The organism is Cohnella thermotolerans DSM 17683 (genome assembly GCF_000429825.1).
Classification (GTDB): domain Bacteria; phylum Bacillota; class Bacilli; order Paenibacillales; family Paenibacillaceae; genus Cohnella; species Cohnella thermotolerans.
Genome location: NZ_AUCP01000123.1, coordinates 1 through 2637, shown reverse-complemented (window position 1 = coordinate 2637; position 2637 = coordinate 1). Strand labels below are relative to the sequence as shown.

Sequence of the window (2637 nt, the reverse complement as noted above, 5' to 3'; positions counted from 1 at the left end):
TGCTTAGACACCATCATTCTAACTGAGGGATTGGGATTATGGCTCCCTTTATTTTCAGTAAACTACCATTTTACACAATTATACGGACTCAACTGCGGCATGGGGAAGAGCACTGCAATCAACCGTATTTTGCAGACGATGCCTCAAATTATCAGTCACTCCGACTACAAGGGTAGGCAGTTGAGCATGTATCAAATTGCTTATTTAAAACTTGAATGCCCACCCGATGGTTCGATTCGAGGTTTACTAAATAATTTCTTTGCCGAAATCGATAAACTCGTTGGGACAAATCATTTGAATCGTTTCGGCAAAAACGGCAAACTATCTTCAGCTTCATTGATCCCGATTGTGGCTCAAATCGCTCGAAGTTGCAACTTGGGTATTATCGTTGTCGATGAAATCCAAAACTTGTCACTTGCGAGAAGCGGGGGAGCTGAACAAATGCTCTCCTTTTTTGTCACATTATCCAATTCTATCGGATTGCCGACCATATTGATTGGAACTCCTAAATCGATGTCCTTGTTTTCCGAATTGAGGATCGCACGACGAGGAAGCGGTCAAGGCGATATGGTTTGGGAACCGATGCGAAAGCACGAACAAAGCTGGAGGCTATTTATTGAGGGGTTATGGGATTATCAATGGATTCGAAAACCCACACCGTTAACGGTGGAATTAAATGATGCGATTCATGAAGCAAGCTGCGGGATTACGGATATCGCTATTAAAACGTTTGTTATGTCGCAGATAAAAGCGATCACCTCGGGAACAGAGCAATTGACTCCGCAGCTTATCAAGGGGATTGCCAAAGATAACTTGAAATTGGTTCAGCCCATGCTTGATGCTTTACGTTCTGGAAATGCCGTTCAAATTGCCAAGTATGCAGATATACAACCCATACAAATCGAAGGATTTGTCGCGGCAGAACAATCCAAGCTGGATTTAGGGAATATGCTGAAATCATTTCAGAAGACACATCAAGATCAAAAGAAGAATACAGAACGATTAAAACAAGATGCAATCGTTCGACTGACGCTTTTGGGTATTGATGAGAAGGAGGCAAAACGGCGAGTGAATGAAGTTTTCATTCAGCAGCCGGAATTACAGAATGTAAGGGAAATCGTTCAGGCGGCTTATAAAATGTATCTTGGTGTATCGGAACCAGAGTTGGTTCATGCCGAAAAGACGCAGGTAAAAGATGAACTTGATTTGAGGGCAATAGTAAAAGCGGGTAAAGACAAGGGAAAATCAGCGTACCAGTCCCTAAAGGATGCTGGAGTTATTGCATCCGATTTTGTCTTGTGTTGAAAGTGTGGACGGGGTGATTCTGGTTGATGATCAATTTTCCATCGCCCTACGAGGACGAAATTTTGTATAGCCTTTTAGCAAGGTACGGGATAAGAAGCGGGAATACAAGCCACAGAGCTGTATTACATGATGTATTTGGCTCCGATGATTTCACCGCATGTTTAGAATTGCAGCCAGGCATTGGTCGCATGATTTCAAATTTGCCGGTTCGTTCAACGATCACAGCGGAACAATTGATCTATCGAAATACGCTGTATTTGTTCTACACGGCTTTTCGCAATGCGGAACAAGCACAATCGATCTTTAATGAGATGCTTGGTGAGCATGGCAGGGACATTCATAATGCAATCGGACTGATGTCATCATCCGTAAAGCCGCATGATTATTTTCAATATTGTCCATTGTGCAATCAAGATGATTTAAAGAAGCATGGCGAGTTATATTGGAGACGGATTCATCAAATACCAGGAGTCTCAATCTGCGTTAAACACGGAATTTGGCTTAGCAAAAGTCAAGTTCCAATCAGAGGGACGACAAAGTATGTCTTTACTGCACCTACACAGAAAAATTGCCTGGGGAATATAGTTCATGAGGTAACTGATAAAAACTTATTAGGTCAATACAGTTGCATTGTCAACGATATCGAGCGGCTGCTTAATAATAATTACCCCAAACGTCGGATGGATTGGTTTTATCTTTGTTACAAAAAGCAATTGCTCCAAAAAGGTTACGCCTCTGAAAAGGGAAGAGTCGATCATAAACGACTGCAAAAAGACTTTATTGAGTTTTATGATATGGAATTATTGGATATCCTCCAGTCTTCAGTGATCGGTGAGAGTAATTGGCTAAAGCTGATATTTCAAAAGCACCGCAAAGGATTTCATCCCGTTCGTCACCTCCTCGCTATGCATTTTCTCGGTTTATCGCTTGATGATGTTTTTCATGCTGAAGAATCTCAACTGATTATCGAACGCGAAACCAAAGGGAACCGACCTAAAAGAAAAATTATGAAGAAAACAATGACCAAAGAATATAAGGATAAGGCCAGAAATGAGCGGCGTGATGCCTGGTTGCAAATGCGGAATCAATATCCCAACTTAGGCCGATTGGAATTACGAAAGCTTAATCCAAAAGTTTACGCTTGGCTTTATTTGTATGATCGTGAATTCCTCATGAATAATATGCCTGAAATGTTGCCTAAGAAAGCAGGCTCGTTACGTTATGATTGGGAGGCGAGGTGTAATGCTCCCCAATGTCAAGACACGATTTTTCGAGAAATAAGTTATGTCCTCCTTCCGGTGGTTAGGATGCGATTTGCTTGCCATCGTGGGC

At 41.9% G+C, this 2637-nt stretch carries 2 protein-coding genes; both read left to right on the top strand.

Translation table 11 applies throughout. From position 1 onward, the window contains the following. Positions 1-1305 (top strand): ATP-binding protein (locus G485_RS27145; RefSeq protein ID WP_156922450.1); only part of this gene is annotated, 1305 nt, incomplete at its 5' end. A 26-nt stretch (positions 1306-1331) separates the two neighbouring features. Further along, positions 1332-2637, top strand: a 1306-nt coding sequence (locus tag G485_RS27140; RefSeq protein WP_027093533.1) for a TnsD family Tn7-like transposition protein, incomplete at its 3' end; no start/stop codon positions are given.